Here is a 20,537-nt window from a genome sequence, read left to right on the forward strand (position 1 = left end):
CTCTTCAACCGAACCGGTTGTTTGTGTGAAGTGATTCACATCCGCCGTGTCGATGGAGGCGCATTATAGGGAGTTTCCTGCGGCCCGCAACCCTTAAATGACAGAAAAATGACTGACTGCTGCATTCCACAGCAAAACCCCGCCTTATACCCATTTACGCACAGAGTTATCCACAATCGTAAGGAAATTATCTGTAAGCGTCCCTAAAAAGGGAGAGAATCGGTATGAAAACCTCTATATAGAAAGAAATTCACTCTACGCTATATAAAGAAGAAGGACTGACAACTTAAGCGCCATAATCCCTACCACCTTTGAATTACGCACCCCATCAGGCAATAATACCCGTACAAACCGTGATTTCAGGACCGTGATGAGATACTCCCTGCAACGTACTGCTATACGTAAACGCCCGATGAAGCTTGGCACCACCGTGATCCTCATGGTTAGTGCAGTACTCTTCTCCGTGCTGCTTGTCGTTCATCTGATTTATTTCTCGCAGATCAGCAACATGACGCGCGATGCATTAGCGAGTAAAGCGCTTGCGGTCGCGCGAACGCTAGCCAACTCTCCGGAGATCCGCCAGGGACTAATGAAAAAGCCCGAGGAAAGCGGCATTCAGGCGATTGCCCAGGCGGTGAATAAGAGCAACGACTTTTTGTTCATCGTCGTCACTGATATGCAAAGCATTCGTTACTCCCATCCCGAAGCGCAGAGAATCGGTCAGCCATTTAAAGGCGATGACATATTGCTGGCCCTGCAGGGTAAAGAGAATGTCGCCATTAATCGCGGATTCCTGGCTAAAGCTCTACGTGTATTTACTCCTATCTATGACGAACATCACCGGCAGATTGGCGTCGTGTCGATCGGCCTTGAGCTAAGCCGGGTGACTGAGCAGATCAATAACAGCCGCGGCAGCATCATCTGGTCCATCTTATTTGGCGTGCTGGTTGGACTGCTCGGTACATGGGTATTTGTCAAAGTTCTCAAGCGCATTCTGTTTGGTCTGGAGCCTTATGAAATCTCCAATCTGTTCGAACAACGCCAGGCGATGCTGCACTCTATAAAGGAAGGTGTCATTGCCGTTGACGAATGCGGTGAGGTGACGCTGATTAACCAAGCGGCGCAGGAGCTGCTGGATTATCACAAATCACAAGATGATGCCCAGCTCTCCACACTCAGCCATGCGTGGTCACAGGTGGTCGATTTTTCACAGGTACTACATGACGGAACGCCGCGCCGCGATGAAGAGATCATGGTGAAGGATCGGCTACTCTTAATTAACACGGTCCCGGTACTCAGCAACGGTAAAATCATCGGTGCCATTTCAACCTTCAGAGATAAGACTGAAGTCCGAAAACTAATGCAACGTCTGGATGGTATGGTCAACTATGCCGACGCACTTCGTGAACGATCCCACGAATTCATGAATAAATTGCACGTGATTCTGGGATTATTGCATCTGAAAAGTTATAAGCAGCTTGAAAATTACATCCTGAAGACAGCAAACAATTATCAGGAAGAAATTGGCTCGCTGTTAGGAAAAATAAAATCACCGGTGATCGCAGGATTTTTACTCAGTAAGATTAATCGCACATCTGATTTAGGCCATAGTCTGGTCATTAGCAATGAAAGCCAGTTACCGGAAAATAGCAACGAAGATCAGGTGGCGGTGCTGATTACCGTTCTGGGGAATCTGATTGAAAACGCCCTGGAAGCGCTAGGTCAAGAACCTGGTGGTGAGATCAGCGTATCCTTGCATTATCGACACGGCTGGTTGCATTGCGAAGTGAATGACGATGGTCCGGGGATTGCCCCCGAAAACATTGAGCATATCTTTGAGAAGGGCGTTTCGTCAAAAGGAACCGAACGGGGCGTTGGTTTAGCGCTTGTTAAACAACAGGTTGAAAACGTTGGCGGTAATATTTCCGTCGAGTCTGAACCTGGGATCTTCACCCAATTTTTTGTACAGTTACCGTGGAATGGTGAGAGGGCCAGCAGATGATCAATGTCTTAATTGTCGATGACGATGCAATGGTAGCGGAATTAAACCGCCGTTATGTCGCGCAACTCTCCGGTTTTCACTGCTGCGGCACAGCCTCCACGCTGGAGAAAGCAAAAGAGATAATCTTTCATAGCGGTCATCATATTGATCTGATTTTGCTAGATATTTATATGCAAAAAGAAAACGGTCTGGACCTGCTACCGGTTCTGCACAGCGAAGGTTGCAAGTGTGATGTCATCGTCATCTCTTCCGCCGCTGATGCCACCACCATCAAAGATTCACTTCACTACGGTGTTGTTGACTACCTGATCAAACCTTTCCAGGCTTCCCGGTTTGAAGAGGCGCTCACCGGCTGGCTGCACAAGAAAAATGAGATGGACAAGCATCAGTATTATGAACAGTCTGAGCTTGACCAGCTGATTCACGGCAACTCTTCCAATGAACAGGAAGCACGGCGCTTACCCAAAGGGTTAACGCCACAAACGTTACGCACGCTGTGTCAGTGGATTGATGAGCACCAGGATCAAGAGTTCTCCACAGATGAGCTGGCCAACGAGGTCAATATCTCGCGCGTCTCTTGCCGTAAATACCTTATCTGGCTCGTCAATTGTCACATCTTATTTACCAGCATCCATTATGGCGTGACCGGCAGACCTGTTTATCGTTATCGCGTGCAGGCTGAACACTACTCATTGCTTAAACAATATTGCCAATAAATACACTTGGGATTATTTGTTATTTGAAAGTAACAATTATTAAAATAATGAAAAATCCCAATTTCACCAGCTGGAACTGTAAAATTATAAATTTGCGTTAGATCAAATATATTTGTATCCGACATGTTAAATGCATTATTCTAATATTGACAAACATCACACTGTTTTTAATTTCAAAATCGCTAACAAAAGTTAATTAAGTATTATCTAACTCGCAGAGTGTGTATTTTTACCCATAAAGGATTAGTCTGAAATTAACCAGACATACAAAATCTAGACTGGTAGCAATGGAGACCATGCTACGTACCATGGACACCGTACATTTTTGTGAGCAAATAAAAGTATCCGCACGCCGACCTCATCACATTATGAGATGGCGTGACCGTGATCACATAAATAATCTACTCACCCATTCTGTCGGTGGTTCACGTAATAGCGGAAAACGCAAAACAGATAAATTACAGCGTCAACCGCAGCTTTCCATGTTCAGCTCTGCTTCCCATCGCCTGAGGATTCTCTCCTCTGATCAAAGCCACAGAAAAAACCAAATATCGCCATAACTTTAAAAAAACATTCTAGCAAGACATTTGAACATTAATCGCAAATACGGATATATCGAATACTAACCATTTTTTGATGCTTATTCTGGCAAAAAAGAATGTGGCACAGATCCATTTTTCAAAAATTGACTGGGTTTTTCGCGAGGGTAAATAAAATGTTATTTAGTATACAACTTCTCATAATATTAATATGTTTGTTTTATGGTGCCAGAAAGGGCGGTATCGCGCTGGGTTTATTAGGCGGTATCGGCCTGGTCATTCTGGTTTTCGTTTTCCATCTCCAGCCGGGTAAACCACCTGTAGATGTAATGTTGGTTATTATTGCCGTGGTGGCCGCATCGGCAACCTTGCAAGCCTCCGGCGGCCTTGACGTTATGCTGCAAATCGCTGAAAAGCTGCTGCGCCGTAACCCAAAATACGTTTCCATCGTCGCACCTTTCGTTACCTGCACCCTGACGATTCTCTGCGGTACAGGGCACGTGGTATACACCATCCTGCCAATCATTTATGACGTTGCCATTAAGAACAATATTCGCCCGGAACGTCCGATGGCGGCGAGTTCTATCGGCGCGCAGATGGGGATTATCGCCAGCCCGGTTTCTGTAGCCGTTGTGTCACTGGTGGCAATGCTGGGTAACGTAACGTTTGAAGGCAAGCATCTCGAATTCCTCGACCTGCTCAGCATCACCATCCCGTCTACCCTGTTGGGTATCCTGGCGATCGGTATCTTCAGCTGGTTCCGTGGTAAGGATCTGGATAAAGATGAAGAGTTCCAGAAGTTCATTTCCGTACCTGAAAACCACAACTATGTGTATGGCGATACCGCCACGCTGTTAGACAAAAAGCTGCCGAAAAGCAACTGGCTGGCCATGTGGATCTTCCTGGCCGCTATCGCCGTTGTTGCCGTGCTTGGCGCGTTCTCTGAGCTGCGTCCTACCTTTAGCGGCAAACCGCTGTCAATGGTGCTGGTTATCCAGATGTTCATGCTGCTGACCGGTGCGCTGATTATTATCCTGACGAAGACCAATCCCGCTTCAATATCTAAAAACGAAGTCTTCCGTTCCGGTATGATCGCGATTGTGGCGGTGTACGGTATTGCCTGGATGGCCGAAACAATGTTCGGCGCGCACATGACAGAAATCGAAGGTGTGCTGGGCAATATGGTGAAAGAGTATCCGTGGGCCTATGCAATTGTTCTGCTGCTGGTATCCAAATTTGTAAACTCCCAGGCAGCGGCGCTGGCAGCGATTGTTCCGGTCGCGCTGGCAATCGGAGTTGATCCCGCGTACATCGTGGCTTCTGCTCCGGCATGTTACGGTTACTACATTCTACCGACCTACCCGAGCGATCTGGCTGCTATCCAGTTTGACCGTTCCGGCACCACCCACATCGGCCGCTTCGTTATCAACCACAGCTTCATTCTGCCTGGCTTGATCGGCGTAAGCGTATCCTGTGTCTTTGGTTGGATCTTCGCCGCAATGTACGGTTTCCTGTAATCACAGTTCGCGTGCCGTCCACGTTGGTACGGCACGCCACCATGAAGACACAGAGAATTTTAAAATTCCTGAGAAAAATGAAAAGGCTGGAAGCAAATGTCAAAAGTTGAATTCACTTACCAGGCGGCTTTCCCACTGGGGGAAGACAAAACTGAGTACTACCTGCTGACATCCGAACACGTCAGCGTCGGCGAGTTTGAAGGCGAAACAATCCTGAAAGTAGCCCCTGAAGCACTTACGCTACTGGCCCAGCAAGCCTTCCACGATGCCTCCTTCATGCTCCGCCCAGAACACCAACAGCAAGTCGCCTCAATTCTCCATGATCCCGAAGCCAGCGAAAACGATAAGTACGTGGCACTGCAGTTCCTGAGAAACTCCGAAATCGCCGCCAAAGGCGTGTTGCCAACCTGCCAGGACACCGGTACGGCAATCATCATGGGTAAAAAAGGTCAGCGTGTTTGGACCGGCGGCGGCGATGAAGCGGCGCTCTCCAAAGGCGTATTTAATACCTATATCGAAGATAACCTGCGCTACTCGCAAAACGCGGCGCTGGATATGTACAAAGAAGTGAATACCGGCACCAACCTGCCCGCACAGATCGATCTGTACAGCGTGGACGGTGACGAATACAAATTCCTGTGCGTGGCCAAAGGCGGCGGCTCAGCCAACAAAACCTATCTGTATCAGGAAACCAAAGCGCTGCTGACTCCCGGCAAACTGAAAAACTTCCTGGTTGAGAAAATGCGTACGCTGGGTACCGCAGCTTGCCCGCCGTACCACATCGCATTCGTCATTGGCGGCACGTCAGCGGAAAGCACCCTTAAAACGGTGAAGCTGGCCAGCACACACTACTATGACGCGCTGCCGACTGAAGGCAATGCTCACGGCCAGGCGTTCCGCGATCTGCAACTGGAACAGGAACTACTGGAAGAAGCGCAAAAACTCGGCCTTGGCGCTCAGTTTGGCGGAAAATACTTCGCACACGATATCCGCGTGATCCGCCTGCCTCGCCACGGCGCGTCCTGCCCGGTTGGTATGGGCGTTTCTTGCTCCGCAGACCGTAACATCAAGGCCAAGATCAACCGCGAAGGGATCTGGATTGAAAAACTGGAACATAACCCAGGTCAGTACATTCCAGAATCTCTGCGCCAGGCGGGCGAAGGCGAAGTGGTTAAAGTTGACCTTAACCGCCCAATGAAAGAGATCCTCGCCCAGCTCTCTCAGTACCCGGTTTCTACTCGTCTGTCACTGAGCGGTACTATCATTGTTGGTCGTGACATTGCCCACGCGAAGTTAAAAGAACGTATTGAGTCCGGCGAAGGTCTGCCGCAGTACGTGAAAGATCATCCGATCTACTACGCGGGTCCGGCCAAAACGCCTGCAGGCTACCCGTCCGGTTCTTTAGGTCCAACCACCGCGGGTCGTATGGACTCCTACGTTGACCTGTTGCAGTCTCACGGCGGCAGCATGATCATGCTGGCAAAAGGTAACCGTAGCCAGCAGGTGACTGACGCCTGCCACAAACACGGCGGCTTCTACTTGGGCAGCATCGGTGGACCGGCAGCGGTACTGGCGCAGCAGAGCATTAAGCATCTGGAATGCGTGGAATACCCGGAGCTGGGAATGGAAGCTATCTGGAAAATCGAAGTAGAAGATTTCCCGGCTTTCATCCTGGTCGATGACAAAGGCAACGATTTCTTCCAGCAAATCGTCAGCAAACAATGCGCTAACTGCGCGAAGTAACCCATTCGGCCCGGCACTGGACTGGCACTAAATTTTTGGCGTCAGTCCAGCGATCCCCCCGGGCCAACTTTATCCCCCCCATTTACTGGTATTGAATTTTTGCCGTTCACAGGGAATAGTGACCTTTTCCATTACGTGTGAATTCGCAATGCTCCGCACTCTGAACCCCACAATCTTGCGCACTGGCGCATTGATCCTGGCGCTGATTCTTATCTACACCGGTATCTCTGCCTCTGAGAAAATCACCTGGCTGATGGAAGTCACGCCAGTCATTATTGTCGTCCCGCTGTTGCTGGCTACCATGAAGCAGTACCCATTGACGCCGCTGCTTTATACGTTGATTTTCTTGCACGCCATCATTCTGATGGTAGGTGGGATGTATACCTACGCCAAAGTTCCCATTGGTTTTCAGGTTCAGGAATGGCTGGATCTCAGCCGTAACCCCTATGACAAGCTGGGCCATTTCTTCCAGGGGCTGGTACCAGCCCTGACGGCAAGAGAGATTTTAGTGCGCGGCAATATTGTCCGTGGTCGTAAGATGCTGTCATTTCTGGTCTGCTGCGTAGCGCTGGCGATTAGCGCAATGTATGAACTGATCGAATGGTGGGCGGCGCTGGCAATGGGACAAGGTGCGGATGACTTCCTTGGCACGCAGGGTGACCCGTGGGATACCCAGTCGGACATGTTCTGCGCCCTGCTCGGTGCGTTAACAACGGTCCTCGCGTTGGCGGGCTGGCACAATCGGCAGTTAAAAACGGCCGGAGAGCGCTAACGCTTCTCCGGCAATCTACGCTACCTACTACGATACTTGATAACCAGAATCGGCAAGGCGAACAACAGTGTCAGAAAGTTCGCCATGCTGACGGCAGTATCTTCAATCAATAATCCGTAAATCAGCCACAAAACCAGCCCGCACACAAACATCACATACATCAAACCGGAGATACCTTGCGTATTGCGGGTGGTAATAACCTTAATGGCTTGCGGCAAGAAAGAGAGCGTCGTCAGGCTGGCCGCCAAATATCCAATCAACGATTGCCATTCCATCGCTATGCCTTCACATCGCCTGGAGCCACTACCGCAATAGCCGGGATATCCGGTTGCTCATGGTGCTGCGGCACCTTGCGATACTTATCCAGTAAATGGATCTGGATCCTGCGCAGGGTGTCGCCATTCAGTCGATAAAAGCGGAAATACAGGACTAAGGTCACAACGAAAAAGAGTGCGGGTAGCGCTATCATAATAAACTGCATGCCAACGATGGTTTCGGCAGACTGCGCGACATTTGGCGCGTAATTAATCACCCCGAGTATCAATGCGATAAAGAAAGCGGCAAATGCTGACCCGCCTTTTACCACCATTGTCTGTACCGAATAAGCGATACTTTCACAACGAACATTAAGTTTGTATTCACCGTAATCAACGGTATCCGCCACCATAATGACCTGCAACACCCAGAAAAGCGCAGATCCAATATTTAGTAAAACACCAGCAATAACAATCAGTAAGATATTATGGAAATCTGCCAGCGCCATCACCAGTAGTACGCTACAGCTAAGCACCGGCAGCACCGATGCCCCAGCCCACAAGATCCGTCGTGACAACGCGCTTACCAACCGAGGAAAGAAAATCAGCGTCAGCAGGTTTGCCGCACCTGCGTAAGACATGTAGTACGGGAAGAGACTTGCATCGCCAATCACGTAGGTAAAATAGTAAATGGCAAAGCCAGCAATGATATTGGATGCAATATTGTAAGCCAGTGCCATACCTAACAGGCAGGTTAGCTGGTCATTTTTATAAATGAGCCCAACGATCGCTTTCAACCCAAGACGACTGCTGTCTGCCGTGGCCTCACTGTCTGACGTAAAAACCTCATGCACATTCCGTAGCGTCACAACGGTGGAAACGATAAAGAACGCGATGAGAATGAGCGTAAACATCTGAAAACCAAAACCACGATCGGCTCCGCCAACATAGCTCACAAAAGGTAGCGTCACGCCTGCGGTAACAAACCCGGCAAGGCTGGCGAAGAAACGCGGATACGGCACCAGTTGTTCACGCTCGCGTTTATCCAGTGTAATGGTTGGCACCAGTGACCAGAATGGAATATCCATAATGGTGTAGGTCATTCCCCATAATATATACGTCACGCAAACAAATACGACCTGCGCAGTACCCTCAAAAAGATGTGCGCTAAAAAGCAAAAACAGCACCAATGAGTTCGCCAGCGTACCGAGCAAGATCCAGGGTTTAAATTTTCCCCAGCGCGATCGGGTGGCGTTCACAATCCAGCCCATGATGGGATCGTTTACCGCATCCCAGATCCTTGCCGCCAGGAACAACGTTCCGACCAGCCCCACCGATAATCCCACCACGTCGGTGTAGTAATACATCAGGTACATGTACACAATTCCGATGGCGAAATCCTTACCAAACGCTCCAAATCCATAACTGAGTTTTGTTGTCAGAGATATGCTCATAGGGTATCGGGTCGCTGTTACCAGCGCCCGCCTTCTGTAAGAGGAAACGTCAGAGGTTAAACGCCGGATACAATGCCCGGCGTGATTGTGTATTAACGGTGCAGCCAGGCCGGCAGCCAGTCGCCGTGAGACGCAATCAGGTCGTCCACCAGCGCATAAATCTCTTCAATCCCCAGTACCGCGGCGGTATGCGGATCCATCATCGCCGCGTGATAAACGCGATCGCGATTCTCCGTCAGGATGGCTTCCGTTAGCAGGGTCTGAACATTGATATTGGTTTGCATCATGGCCGCCAAATGTGACGGGAGAGTCCCGACTTTCGTTGGCTGAATACCATTCGCATCGACCAGACAAGCGACTTCAACGCAGCAGCCTTGCGGCAGGTTATCGATCAGATTGTCATTGCGAACGTTGCCATACACGACGCTCGGTTCACCGGTCCAGATAGCGTTCATGATAGTGCTGGCATATTCGCGCGACGGTTTAATGTCGATCCGCTCAGCCGTTTTGTACTCTTCCAGCTCTTTTTTCCAGTTCGCCAACTGTTCCACACAACGTTTCGGATATTCATCCAATGGCACCTTATAGCGCTCAATCAGATCTTCACGCCCCGGTTTGATAAACCACGGCGTATATTCAGCGAAGTGCTCCGACGATTCGGTGACGAAATACCCCAGTTTTTTGAACATTTCATAACGCACAATGTTCTGGCAACGGGTATTTCCGTGAATATTTGGTTTCGGCGCCTGACCGGATTCATAGGCCGTCAGCAGCTCCGGGTAGAGATTCACATAGGCACCGTCCGCCGTTTTGCGCTCCAGCTCCAGATAAAACGCCATATGGTTGATCCCGGCACTGCGATAGCGCAAAGAAGCAGGATCGATGTTCAGATCGCGGGCCAACTCCTCCGCCGTCCCCTGCACCGAATGACACAACCCAACCTGCTTAATATGCGGATAGCGCGCATACATTGCCCAGGTGTTCATTGCCATCGGGTTAACGTAGTTAAGCATTGTGGCCTGCGGACAGACTTCGGTCATATCCTCACAAATCTGCCATAAATGCGGGATGGTACGCAGCGCGCGCATGATGCCGCCCGGCCCCAGCGTGTCGGCAATCGTCTGCTCCAGACCATGGCGTTTACACACCGTAAAATCGGTGACGGTACAGGGTTCATAGCCGCCGATCTGGAAAGCGACCACCACAAAATCGGCATCCTGCAATGCCGCTTTTTGATTGGTATAGCAGGTGATTCGTCCAGACGCGCCCGCAGAATCCATCAACTTGCGCACAACAACGTGTGATTCTTCCAGACGCGTAGGATCGAGATCCATCAAGGCGATATGCGCAGATTTAAGCGCATCGCGGTGAAAGACATCCCCAAGAATATTTTTGACGAAAATCGTGGAACCGGCGCCGATAAAGGTAATTTTGGGTGCAGACATCATGACTCTCCAGAACATTAGTGAACACAGTCATGGTGGCACAGCGCATAGATGAAAACCTCCGACTTCCCTGCCGAGCATTCCCATAAACTCAGATCATCACTCTGCGCCCTATTGGATCTGAGTTTATGGGACAAAATTACCCAAAAAGCAGAGTATGCGGCCGCAAAATGTCGCTATGCTCAATGGTAACGGTCCAATTTGTGTCCTGATTCTCAGCCTTAATACGTGTTAAATGACATGATTCTGATAATTCAGGAAATGGAGCAACCATGAGTACATTACCGACATCGCCTCTCCCTCCCGATCCGCACATGTGCAGTAGCGATGAAGAACAAACCCGCAGCCCGCTATCGCTGTACTCAGAATATCAACGGATGGATATCGAGTTGCGCTCACCGCATGCTATGCCTGCCAGCCACTGGCATGGGCAGGTGGAGATCAATGTTCCGTTTGATGGTGACGTCGAGTACCTTATCAACAATGAAGTCGTGCAGATAAAACAGGGACACATCACGCTATTCTGGGCCTGTACACCGCATCAACTCACGCGTCCGGGCAGCTGCCAAAGTATGGCTATCTTCAATTTACCGATGCACCTTTTCCTCTCCTGGCCGCTGGATCGCGAGCTGATCAACCATGTTACCCATGGAATGGTCATCAAATCGCTGGCGTCGCAGCAGTTGAGCACCTTTGAGGTTCAGCGCTGGCAACAGGAACTGAGCAACCCGAACGAACAAATTCGCCAGCTCGCCATTGATGAAATTGGTCTGATGCTCAAACGGTTTAGCCTTTCCGGCTGGCAGCCTATACTCGTCAATAAAACCTCGCGGACCCACAAAAACAGTGTGTCGCGGCACGCCCAGTTTTACGTCAGCCAAATGCTGAGCTTTATTGCCGACAACTACGATCAGGCGCTCACCATCAACGACGTCGCGGAACACGTGAAGCTCAACGCCAACTACGCGATGGGGATTTTCCAACGCGTAATGCAACTCACCCTGAAGCAGTACATTACGGCAATGCGGATCAATCACGTCCGCGCATTGCTCAGCGATACCGATAAAACCATTCTCGACGTTGCGTTGACCGCCGGATTCCGATCCAGCAGCCGTTTTTATGACACCTTCAGCAAGTTTGTCGGCATGTCGCCGCAGCAGTACCGCAAACTAAGCCAGCAGCATCGGCAAACAATCGCAGGTTGATATCATTCGGCAATATCAGTATCAGCCAAAAAAATATTCCCCCTGTCGATAAACGGCGGTGAAAAACCGCCAACAAGCAAACATAAACCACTGTTTAAAAACAAATTAAACACAGATCAGGCTATTTTTTACCCGCTTTACAGCCCATTTTGACAGGATAATACTTGCCTGCGTCACATTCATACGGTGTGTCTGCAATTCATAGATTGCAACCTTTCCACAACCGGGTAAAAGATGATGAAAGTATTAATTGTTGAAAGTGAGTTTCTGCATCAGGACACCTGGGTCGGTAGCGCTGTCGAACGTCTGGCTGACGCATTAAGCCGCCAAAATGTTACCGTCATTAAGTCCACCTCATTCGACGATGGTTATGCAATCCTCGCCGCCAATGAAGCCATTGATTGTCTGATGTTCAGCTATCAAATGGAACAACAAGACGAGCACCTGAACGTCAGGCAATTGATCGGCAAGCTCCACGAGCGCCAGCAAAACGTTCCCGTTTTCCTGCTGGGCGATCGCGAAAAAGCCACCGCATCGCTGGATCGCGACCTGCTGGAGCTTGTCGATGAATTCGCCTGGATTCTGGAAGACACCGCAGACTTTATCGCCGGGCGCGCCGTTGCGGCGATGACCCGCTACCGCCAACAACTTCTGCCGCCACTGTTCAGCGCGCTGATGAAGTACGGCGACATCCATGAATACTCCTGGGCAGCACCAGGTCACCAGGGCGGCGTCGGATTTACCAAAACGCCGGCCGGTCGTTTCTACCATGATTACTACGGTGAAAACTTATTCCGTAGCGACATGGGTATTGAACGCGCATCCCTTGGCTCGCTGCTGGATCATACCGGCGCGTTTGGTGAGAGCGAAAAATATGCCGCCCGCGTGTTTGGCGCAGACCGTTCCTGGTCCGTAGTGGTCGGGACTTCCGGCTCTAACCGCACCATCATGCAGGCCTGTATGACCGACAACGACGTCGTGGTGCTGGATCGTAACTGCCATAAATCCATCGAACAGGGGCTGATCCTCACTGGGGCAAAACCGGTGTACATGGTGCCAAGCCGCAACCGGTACGGCATTATCGGGCCTATCTACCCGCAGGAAATGCAGCCTGAAACTTTGCAGAAAAAAATCAGCGAAAGCCCGCTGACCAAAGACAAAGCCGGACAAAAACCGTCTTACAGCGTTGTGACCAACTGTACCTACGACGGTGTTTGTTACAACGCCAAAGAGGCCCAGGACCTGCTCGCGCAAACCAGCGATCGCATCCACTTCGATGAGGCCTGGTACGGCTATGCTCGCTTCAACCCAATTTATGCCGATCACTACGCCATGCGTGGCGCGCCGGGCGATCATAACGGTCCTACCGTTTTTGCCACCCACTCGACCCACAAACTGCTGAATGCGCTTTCTCAGGCATCTTACATTCACGTTCGTGAAGGCCGTGGGGCCGTGAACTTCTCCCGCTTTAACCAGGCGTACATGATGCACGCCACTACCTCTCCGCTGTATGCCATCTGCGCCTCAAACGACGTGGCGGTTTCCATGATGGACGGTAACAGCGGCCTGTCGCTCACCCAGGAAGTGATCGACGAAGCGGTCGATTTCCGCCAGGCCATGGCACGGTTGTACAAAGAATTCACCGCCGAAGGCGACTGGTTCTTCAAACCGTGGAACAAAGAGATTGTGACCGATCCGCAGACCGGCAAAACCTATGACTTTGCCGATGCGCCAACCCAACTCCTGACCACCGACCAGAACTGCTGGGTGATGCGTCCGGGTGAATCCTGGCATGGATTTAAAGACCTGCCGGATAACTGGAGCATGCTGGACCCGATCAAAGTCAGCATTCTGGCACCGGGGATGGGCGACGATGGCGAACTGGAAGAGAACGGCGTACCGGCCGCACTGGTCACCGCCTGGCTTGGCCGTCACGGCATCGTGCCGACCCGTACCACCGATTTCCAGATTATGTTCCTGTTCTCCATGGGTATTACCCGCGGGAAATGGGGCACACTGATCAACACGTTGTGCTCTTTCAAACACCATTACGATGCCAATACCCCGCTGGCACAGGTGATGCCAGAACTGGTTGAGGAACATCCAGACACTTACGCCAACATGGGCATTCACGATCTGGGCGACACCATGTTCGCCTGGCTGAAAGAGAACAACCCTGGCGCACGTCTTAACGCGGCCTACTCCGGCCTGCCTGTTGCTGAAATCACCCCGCGTGAAGCCTATAACGCGATAGTCAGCGATAACGTTGAGATGGTGGCCATTGAAAATCTGCCGGGTCGTATAGCCGCGAATTCCGTTATTCCTTACCCACCAGGAATTCCGATGCTGCTGTCCGGGGAAAACTTTGGCGACGCCAATAGCCCGCAGATTAGTTATCTACGTTCGTTGCAGTCCTGGGACCACCACTTCCCTGGATTTGAACATGAAACCGAAGGAACGGAAATTATTGACGGTGTGTACCACGTTATGTGCGTGAAAGCATAATGTCGTTTTATAGATAGTCCGATGTTTAAGGTAGACATGTCATGCTTGAGTAATTCCTGAGTATTGCTGCAAAACAATAACATTGTCATACCTTTTTGCGCGGGACCACCCCGCGCTTTTTTTATACGCAAATAGCGCCTTTCCACTTGCGTACAAAAATGTGTACATAAGAAAAATCCCGCCAAACATTGTAATTAATTTCAGACACGTTATTTTATTGCAGTCCTGGTTTCATCATACAATTTCAATTTAGCCGATTTGGCTCATCCGATGTTGAGCTACGGTGTTTTATGTTCATATTCCTGGAGTTGGGTATGAGGCTTTGCAGCAAAGAAGCTTGTGTTGTTGTATTAACGGAGAAGGATGTTTGGTTAAGGATTAACGGTAAAGAAGCCATCAGTTTAAAAGCTAATCATATGGCACTGGTGGCATGCGATAATAATATTATCGATTTCTCATCACTTAATAACGCATTGGTCGTACATATCAGCCGCGATATCATTAAAGATTATCTGCGCTTTTTAAATAAAGACCTTTCACAGATCCCACTCTGGCAACGCAGTGCCAGCCCAGTGATGACCGCCGCGTGTCTGACGCCGGATGTCTTCAGGGTGGCTGCCCAACATAGCGTAATGGACACAGTGAACGAAGCTGAAAGAGAGCGTACACGCTCGCTACTGTTCACGGTGTTATCACGCTTTCTCGACAGCAAAAAGTTTATTTCTTTGCTCATGTATATGCTGCGCAACTGTATCAGCGACAGCGTTTATCACATTATTGAGAGCGATATACATAAAGACTGGAATTTAAGCATGGTTGCCAGTTGCTTATGTCTGAGTCCCAGTTTGTTAAAGAAAAAGCTCAAAAGTGAAAATACAAGTTACAGCCAAATAATTACCACATGTCGCATGCGATATGCCGTCAATCAATTACTGATGGACGGCAAAAACATTTCCCAGGTATCTCAACTGTGTGGATATAACAGTACCTCATACTTTATCTCCGTATTCAAAGAGTTCTATGGGATGACGCCTCTGCATTATGTTAGTCAACATAGGGAGCCATCCGCCGCCTGATTTTTAATCAGTTAGCGATAAGCCATAATAATATCAGCATTAGCGATACCCCAGCTCCGTCATCATTAAACAGACTTTTGACGAGGTATGATAAGGCGTCATTTATCCTTATCAGGAGTTAAAAAATATGTCGACGGATGCTGATGCTCACAAAGTGGGCTTAATCCCCGTCACCCTTATGGTGTCGGGGAATATTATGGGTTCCGGTGTATTCCTGCTACCCGCAAACCTTGCGTCAACTGGCGGGATTGCAATCTACGGATGGTTGGTCACGATTATCGGTGCTCTGGCACTGTCGATGGTGTACGCCAAAATGTCGTCCTTAGACTCCAGTCCCGGTGGTTCTTATGCTTACGCCCGCCGTTGCTTCGGTCCTTTTTTGGGCTACCAGACCAACGTGCTGTACTGGCTGGCCTGCTGGATTGGTAACATCGCCATGGTGGTCATTGGCGTCGGTTACCTGAGCTACTTCTTCCCCATCTTAAAAGATCCGCTGGTCCTGACGCTGACCTGCGTCGTAGTGCTGTGGATCTTCGTATTACTGAACATTGTCGGACCGAAAATGATCACCCGCGTGCAGGCCGTCGCAACGGTACTGGCACTGGTGCCAATTGTCGGGATTGCCGTCTTCGGTTGGTTCTGGTTCCGCGGTGAAACCTATATGGCGGCCTGGAACGTCAGCGGCATGAACACCTTCGGCGCAATTCAAAGCACTCTGAACGTCACCTTGTGGTCATTTATCGGGGTGGAAAGCGCCTCCGTTGCGGCTGGCGTGGTTAAAAATCCCAAACGTAACGTACCTATCGCCACCATGGGCGGCGTGCTGATTGCCGCTGTTTGCTACGTGCTCTCCACCACCGCGATCATGGGTATGATCCCTAACGCGGCGCTGCGTGTATCAGCCTCTCCGTTCGGTGATGCCGCACGTATGGCGCTGGGTGACACCGCTGGGGCGATTGTTTCCTTCTGTGCTGCTGCCGGGTGTCTTGGTTCTCTGGGCGGCTGGACGCTGCTTGCCGGGCAAACCGCCAAAGCCGCAGCCGATGACGGCCTGTTCCCACCGATTTTTGCCCGCGTGAACAAAGCCGGTACGCCAGTGGCCGGGTTAATTATTGTCGGCATCCTGATGACCATCTTCCAGTTCAGCAGTATGTCGCCGAACGCAGCGAAAGAGTTTGGTCTGGTCTCTTCGGTTTCCGTTATTTTCACCCTGGTGCCGTATCTGTACACCTGCGCCGCGCTGCTGCTGCTCGGCCATGGCCACTTTGGTAAAGCACGCCCGATGTACTTACTGGTGACCTTTATCGCCTTTGTCTACTGCATCTGGGCGGTTGTCGGTTCCGGCGCCAAAGAAGTGATGTGGTCGTTCGTCACGCTGATGATCATCACCGCGCTGTACGCACTGAACTACAACCGGATCCATAAAAACCCGTATCCACTGGATGCCCCGGTAAACAATAACTAACTTAAGCAATCTTCATTGCCCGATGGCGTCAGTTCATCGGGCCTACGCTGCCTCGCTGATAGTCGAAAAATCAACATTAAGAACTTAAGGTTGGCTTAATTTTACTTTGAGAGGATTTGCGCCACATAGTCGATGGAACCCCCTTAATGTTAAAGCTCTTGTTTAAAAGGCCCACTCTCGGGCTAATCAGCTGGCTCCTGCTGATCTCATTTTATCTTGCGACCTTCCTGAACATTGCGTTCTATAAACAAGTGCTGCAAGACCTGCCTCTGGACTCTGTGCGTAACGTGCTGGTGTTTTTATCAATGCCGGTGGTCGCGTTCAGCGTCATGAACATCGTGCTGACGCTGGCCTCATTCCTGTGGCTTAATCGCCTTGTGGCGTGCATTTTCATTCTGGTTGGTGCATCGGCCCAATATTTCATCATGACCTACGGCATCATCATCGACCGCTCGATGATCGCCAATATGATGGATACTACGCCCGCTGAAACCTTCGCCCTCATGACGCCACGAATGGTGCTTACACTTGGGATCAGCGGTATTCTGGCCGCGCTCATTGCCTGCTGGGTAAAAATCAAACCGATCACGCCAGTCATGCGCAGCATACTGTTTCGTGGCGCGAACATTCTGATCTCCGCGCTGCTGATCGTGCTGGTCGCTGCGTTCTTCTATAAAGATTACGCCTCACTGTTTCGCAACAACAAAGAACTGGTGAAATCCCTCAGTCCATCCAACAGCATTGTGGCGACGTCATCCTGGTATTCACACCAGCGACTGGCCCACCTGCCGCTGGTACGCATTGGCGAAGATGCACATCGCAATCCGTTGATGGTAAAAGAAAAGCGTAAAAACCTGACGATTGTGGTTCTCGGCGAGACCTCGCGCGGCGATAACTTCTCGCTGTCAGGCTACTCGCGCCTGACCAACCCGCTGCTGGAAAAAGATGATGTGGTCTATTTCCCCCGCACCACATCCTGCGGAACGGCAACGGCAGTATCAGTACCCTGCATGTTCTCGGATATGCCACGCGCGCACTACGACGAAGAACTGGCACAGCATCAGGAAGGCGTACTCGACATCATTCAGCGGGCGGGAATTAACGTTCTGTGGAACGATAACGACGGCGGCTGCAAAGGGGCTTGCGACCGGGTTCCACACCAGAATATGACTAAGCTGAACCTGCCAGGGCAGTGTATTGACGGTGAATGCTACGATGAAGTCCTGTTCCACGGGCTGGAAGAGTACATTAATAACCTGCAAGGCGACGGCGTGATTGTGCTGCATACCATCGGCAGCCACGGCCCGACCTATTACAACCGCTATCCTGCGCAGTTTAAGAAATTTACGCCAACCTGCGATACCAACGAAATCCAGACCTGTTCGCAGCAACAGTTGGTCAATACTTACGACAACACCATTCTTTACGTTGACTATATTGTTGATAAAGCAATCAATATACTGAAAGAACACCAGGATAATTTCACCACCAGCCTGGTCTATCTTTCCGATCACGGCGAATCCTTAGGGGAAAATGGCGTCTATTTGCACGGCCTGCCGTATTCGATTGCACCAGATACGCAAAAACATGTGCCGATGCTGCTGTGGCTCTCCGAGGATTATCAGCAACGCTATCAGGTCTCTCAGACATGTTTGCAAAAACGGGCAAGCTCAGAAGATTTCTCACAGGATAATCTCTTCTCGACCCTGCTGGGATTAACGGGCGTACAAACACAGAAATATCAGGCGGCGGATGATATTCTGCAACCCTGCCGGGGAGGCTAAACGAATGAAAATTCTGATTGTTGAAGACGATACGTTGTTATTACAGGGACTGATACTCGCCGCGCAAACAGAAGGCTATGCCTGCGACGGCGTATCAACGGCCCGTGCAGCGGAGCAGTGTCTGGAAACCGGACATTACAGTCTGGTGGTTCTGGACCTGGGTTTACCGGATGAAGACGGCCTGCATTTCCTCAACCGGATCAGGCAGAAAAAATACACCGTGCCAGTGCTTATTCTCACCGCCCGTGACACGCTCAAAGACCGGGTCAGCGGGTTGGACGTGGGCGCCGATGACTATCTGGTCAAACCGTTCGCACTGGAAGAACTGCACGCCCGCATCCGAGCACTTCTGCGTCGCCACAACAATCAGGGTGAAAGTGAATTAATTGTCAGCAATCTGACGCTGAATATCGGTCGTCGCCAGGTGTGGATGGACGGACAAGAGGTTATCTTAACGCCGAAAGAATACGCACTCCTGTCACGCCTGATGCTCAAAGCGGGCAGCCCGGTACACCGGGAAATTTTGTATAACGACATCTACAGCTGGGATAACGAACCGTCGACCAATACGCTGGAAGTGCATATTCACAATCTGCGCGATAAAGTCGGTAAATCACGCATCCGCACGGTCAGGGGATTTGGCTATATGCTGGTCGCCACTGAGGAAAGCTAAGTGAAACCGCTGCAATATCTAAAACAACCGCTCCCGCTTCGTCATCGCCTGATGTTGACGATTGGTCTTATTCTGCTGGTCTTTCAGTTGATTAGTACCTTCTGGTTGTGGCACGAAAGTACCGAACAAATACAGTTATTCGAACAGGCGCTACGCGAAAATCGCAATAACGATCGCCACATCATGCATGAGATCCGCGAGGCTATCGCCAGCCTGATCGTCCCCGGCATCTTTATGGTCAGCCTGACGTTGCTGATTTGCTATCAGGCGGTGCGACGAATAACCCGCCCGTTGGCAGATCTGCAAAAAGAGTTAGAAGCGCGAGCAGCCGATAACCTGGCCCCAATTGAAATTCACAGCTCAACCGTTGAGATTCAGGCCGTTGTCTCAGCGCTCAACGAGCTAGTGACACGGCTGACCAGCACTATTGAAAACGAACGCTTATTTACCGCCGATGTCGCCCACGAACTGCGTACACCGCTGTCAGGCGTTCGCCTGCATCTGGAATTATTATCCAAAACCCATAAGGTCGACGTTACGCCGTTAATTGCCCGCCTTGACCAGATGATGGACAGCGTATCGCAACTGCTGCAACTCGCCCGCGTCGGACAGTCGTTTTCGGCCGGGAGTTACCAGCATGTCAAACTGCTGGAGGACGTTATTCTGCCCTCCTACGATGAACTCAGCACCATGCTGGACCAACGTAAACAGACGCTGCTCCTACCACAAAGCGCGGCGGACGTTGTCGTGCGTGGCGATGCTACGCTGTTGCGGATGCTGCTACGAAATCTGGTGGAAAACGCGCATCGTTACAGCCCGGAAGGCACCCATATTACGATTAGCCTGAACACAGAGCATGATGCCGTCCTGGCCGTCGAAGATGAAGGGCCGGGCATTGATGAAAGTAAATGCGGGGAGTTAAGTAAAGCATTCGTCCGAATGGACAGCCGTTTTGGTGGGATTGGGCTGGGGCTGAGCATTGTCAGTCGTATCACCCAGTTACATCAAGGGCATTTCTATCTGCAAAATCGTCAGGGAACTACCGGTACTCGCGCCTGGGTGGAATTAGCGAAAGTTCAGTAAGAGCTCACCCATACGTACAAAAAGCTGCTAACAATCAGCACACTGCACACGGTGGTCAAACTTTCATAAATACGGGTTTTCATGACACTCTCCTCCGAAACTATGGAGGAGAGTTTGCCTGACACAGATTAAGCCAACCTTAAGTCGATATCATAAGACACCTTATCCGGCCTACTCAGTACAACGCTGCCCGTAGGCCCGATAAGCGTAATGCCATCAGGCATTAACACGAATGTCCAGGCCATGCGCCGGATGGCGGCTAACGCCTTATCCGGCCTACTGAGTACAACGCTGCCCGTAGGCC

16 protein-coding genes are annotated in these 20,537 nt (G+C 50.6%); 12 read left to right on the top strand and 4 right to left on the bottom strand.

Annotated elements, in window-relative coordinates; genetic code table 11:
- Positions 1–370: 370 nt before the first annotated feature.
- From OGY72_RS13980 to OGY72_RS14000, 5 genes are all read left to right on the top strand, one after another.
- The gene (locus tag OGY72_RS13980; RefSeq protein ID WP_003826772.1) at positions 371–2,002 is read left to right on the top strand and encodes a sensor histidine kinase; all 1,632 of its coding nucleotides are present in this window, start codon (positions 371–373) and stop codon (positions 2,000–2,002) included.
- Positions 1,999–2,718, top strand: a complete 720-nt coding sequence (gene dcuR / locus OGY72_RS13985) for a two-component system response regulator DcuR (protein ID WP_003826770.1) — start codon at positions 1,999–2,001, stop codon at positions 2,716–2,718. Before OGY72_RS13980 ends, dcuR begins: the two co-directional genes overlap by 4 nt.
- A gap of 715 nt (positions 2,719–3,433) precedes the next feature.
- A complete protein-coding gene (dcuB, locus tag OGY72_RS13990; RefSeq protein WP_003031873.1) occupies positions 3,434–4,774 on the top strand; it encodes an anaerobic C4-dicarboxylate transporter DcuB in 1,341 nt (446 codons plus the stop codon).
- 96 nt (positions 4,775–4,870) lie between these two features.
- Complete coding sequence (gene fumA / locus OGY72_RS13995) at positions 4,871–6,517, top strand: class I fumarate hydratase FumA (RefSeq protein WP_057068411.1); 1,647 nt, start codon at positions 4,871–4,873, stop codon at positions 6,515–6,517.
- Positions 6,518–6,665: 148 nt separating this feature from the next.
- Complete coding sequence (locus OGY72_RS14000; RefSeq protein ID WP_032934135.1) at positions 6,666–7,289, top strand: DUF2238 domain-containing protein; 624 nt, start codon at positions 6,666–6,668, stop codon at positions 7,287–7,289.
- Between the two features lie 20 nt (positions 7,290–7,309).
- Here the strand turns inward: OGY72_RS14000 and OGY72_RS14005 are convergent, their stop codons facing one another.
- The 3 genes from OGY72_RS14005 to melA all read right to left on the bottom strand — a co-directional run bounded on the left by OGY72_RS14005 (position 7,310) and on the right by melA (position 10,445).
- The gene (locus OGY72_RS14005) at positions 7,310–7,564 is read right to left on the bottom strand and encodes a SemiSWEET transporter (RefSeq protein WP_003826761.1); all 255 of its coding nucleotides are present in this window, start codon (positions 7,562–7,564) and stop codon (positions 7,310–7,312) included.
- A gap of 2 nt (positions 7,565–7,566) precedes the next feature.
- A complete protein-coding gene (gene melB / locus OGY72_RS14010) occupies positions 7,567–8,997 on the bottom strand; it encodes a melibiose:sodium transporter MelB (RefSeq protein ID WP_126319472.1) in 1,431 nt (476 codons plus the stop codon).
- Positions 8,998–9,089: 92 nt separating this feature from the next.
- Entirely contained in the window at positions 9,090–10,445 is a 1,356-nt protein-coding gene (gene melA, locus OGY72_RS14015) for an alpha-galactosidase (RefSeq protein WP_286547986.1), read from the bottom strand.
- 269 nt (positions 10,446–10,714) lie between these two features.
- Here melA and melR point away from each other — a divergent pair, with 269 nt between their 5' ends.
- The 7 genes from melR to pmrB all read left to right on the top strand — a co-directional run bounded on the left by melR (position 10,715) and on the right by pmrB (position 20,233).
- Entirely contained in the window at positions 10,715–11,647 is a 933-nt protein-coding gene (melR, locus tag OGY72_RS14020; RefSeq protein WP_003826756.1) for a transcriptional regulator MelR, read from the top strand.
- 237 nt (positions 11,648–11,884) lie between these two features.
- Complete coding sequence (gene adiA / locus OGY72_RS14025) at positions 11,885–14,152, top strand: arginine decarboxylase (RefSeq protein ID WP_148362704.1); 2,268 nt, start codon at positions 11,885–11,887, stop codon at positions 14,150–14,152.
- A 314-nt stretch (positions 14,153–14,466) separates the two neighbouring features.
- Positions 14,467–15,228, top strand: coding sequence for an AraC family transcriptional regulator (locus OGY72_RS14030; protein ID WP_008786968.1), 762 nt, complete (start codon positions 14,467–14,469; stop codon positions 15,226–15,228).
- Positions 15,229–15,355: 127 nt separating this feature from the next.
- Positions 15,356–16,693: an arginine/agmatine antiporter gene (gene adiC / locus OGY72_RS14035; RefSeq protein WP_003031853.1), complete on the top strand. Its 1,338-nt coding sequence runs from the start codon at positions 15,356–15,358 to the stop codon at positions 16,691–16,693.
- Positions 16,694–16,839: 146 nt separating this feature from the next.
- Positions 16,840–18,477, top strand: coding sequence for a phosphoethanolamine transferase EptA (eptA, locus tag OGY72_RS14040; RefSeq protein ID WP_149385123.1), 1,638 nt, complete (start codon positions 16,840–16,842; stop codon positions 18,475–18,477).
- A gap of 4 nt (positions 18,478–18,481) precedes the next feature.
- Positions 18,482–19,150: a two-component system response regulator PmrA gene (gene pmrA, locus OGY72_RS14045; protein ID WP_003826748.1), complete on the top strand. Its 669-nt coding sequence runs from the start codon at positions 18,482–18,484 to the stop codon at positions 19,148–19,150.
- 9 nt (positions 19,151–19,159) lie between these two features.
- Positions 19,160–20,233 (top strand): two-component system sensor histidine kinase PmrB, encoded by a 1,074-nt coding sequence (gene pmrB, locus OGY72_RS14050; RefSeq protein ID WP_286548013.1) that lies wholly within the window; start codon positions 19,160–19,162, stop codon positions 20,231–20,233.
- Here the strand turns inward: pmrB and pmrR are convergent.
- The gene (gene pmrR / locus OGY72_RS24795) at positions 20,227–20,316 is read right to left on the bottom strand and encodes an LpxT activity modulator PmrR (RefSeq protein WP_003826741.1); all 90 of its coding nucleotides are present in this window, start codon (positions 20,314–20,316) and stop codon (positions 20,227–20,229) included. The genes pmrB and pmrR overlap by 7 nt on opposite strands.
- Positions 20,317–20,537: the final 221 nt, after the last annotated feature.

The organism is Citrobacter sp. Cpo221, from assembly GCF_030332345.1.
Taxonomy (GTDB): Bacteria; Pseudomonadota; Gammaproteobacteria; order Enterobacterales; family Enterobacteriaceae; genus Citrobacter; species Citrobacter portucalensis.

Bases quoted from the DNA above. Each gene is read 5' to 3' on its own strand.
- OGY72_RS13980 (WP_003826772.1), top strand. From the start codon at position 371: ATGAGATACTCCCTGCAACGTACTGCTATACGTAAACGCCCGATGAAG.
- dcuR (WP_003826770.1), top strand. From the start codon at position 1,999: ATGATCAATGTCTTAATTGTCGATGACGATGCAATGGTAGCGGAATTA.
- dcuB (WP_003031873.1), top strand. From the start codon at position 3,434: ATGTTATTTAGTATACAACTTCTCATAATATTAATATGTTTGTTTTAT.
- fumA (WP_057068411.1), top strand. From the start codon at position 4,871: ATGTCAAAAGTTGAATTCACTTACCAGGCGGCTTTCCCACTGGGGGAA.
- OGY72_RS14000 (WP_032934135.1), top strand. From the start codon at position 6,666: ATGCTCCGCACTCTGAACCCCACAATCTTGCGCACTGGCGCATTGATC.
- OGY72_RS14005 (WP_003826761.1), bottom strand. From the start codon at position 7,564: ATGGAATGGCAATCGTTGATTGGATATTTGGCGGCCAGCCTGACGACG.
- melB (WP_126319472.1), bottom strand. From the start codon at position 8,997: ATGAGCATATCTCTGACAACAAAACTCAGTTATGGATTTGGAGCGTTT.
- melA (WP_286547986.1), bottom strand. From the start codon at position 10,445: ATGATGTCTGCACCCAAAATTACCTTTATCGGCGCCGGTTCCACGATT.
- melR (WP_003826756.1), top strand. From the start codon at position 10,715: ATGAGTACATTACCGACATCGCCTCTCCCTCCCGATCCGCACATGTGC.
- adiA (WP_148362704.1), top strand. From the start codon at position 11,885: ATGAAAGTATTAATTGTTGAAAGTGAGTTTCTGCATCAGGACACCTGG.
- OGY72_RS14030 (WP_008786968.1), top strand. From the start codon at position 14,467: ATGAGGCTTTGCAGCAAAGAAGCTTGTGTTGTTGTATTAACGGAGAAG.
- adiC (WP_003031853.1), top strand. From the start codon at position 15,356: ATGTCGACGGATGCTGATGCTCACAAAGTGGGCTTAATCCCCGTCACC.
- eptA (WP_149385123.1), top strand. From the start codon at position 16,840: ATGTTAAAGCTCTTGTTTAAAAGGCCCACTCTCGGGCTAATCAGCTGG.
- pmrA (WP_003826748.1), top strand. From the start codon at position 18,482: ATGAAAATTCTGATTGTTGAAGACGATACGTTGTTATTACAGGGACTG.
- pmrR (WP_003826741.1), bottom strand. From the start codon at position 20,316: ATGAAAACCCGTATTTATGAAAGTTTGACCACCGTGTGCAGTGTGCTG.